1 pseudogene is annotated in these 652 nt (G+C 55.7%); it reads right to left on the reverse strand.

The features are described 5' to 3' along the window. Window positions 1-652: pseudogene (lacI, locus tag ACXIZN_RS43245) on the reverse strand (DNA-binding transcriptional repressor LacI); the annotation flags it as partial.

Below are 652 nucleotides of genomic sequence, written 5' to 3' on the forward strand. Positions count from 1 at the left end.
ATCGCAGTGGGAACGATGCCCTCATTCAGCATTTGCATGGTTTGTTGAAAACCGGACATGGCACTCCAGTCGCCTTCCCGTTCCGCTATCGGCTGAATTTGATTGCGAGTGAGATATTTATGCCAGCCAGCCAGACGCAGACGCGCCGAGACAGAACTTAATGGGCCCGCTAACAGCGCGATTTGCTGGTGACCCAATGCGACCAGATGCTCCACGCCCAGTCGCGTACCGTCTTCATGGGAGAAAATAATACTGTTGATGGGTGTCTGGTCAGAGACATCAAGAAATAACGCCGGAACATTAGTGCAGGCAGCTTCCACAGCAATGGCATCCTGGTCATCCAGCGGATAGTTAATGATCAGCCCACTGACGCGTTGCGCGAGAAGATTGTGCACCGCCGCTTTACAGGCTTCGACGCCGCTTCGTTCTACCATCGACACCACCACGCTGGCACCCAGTTGATCGGCGCGAGATTTAATCGCCGCGACAATTTGCGACGGCGCGTGCAGGGCCAGACTGGAGGTGGCAACGCCAATCAGCAACGACTGTTTGCCCGCCAGTTGTTGTGCCACGCGGTTGGGAATGTAATTCAGCTCCGCCATCGCCGCTTCCACTTTTTCCCGCGTTTTCGCAGAAACGTGGCTGGCCTGGT

This window comes from Amycolatopsis sp. TRM77291 (genome assembly GCF_054166285.1).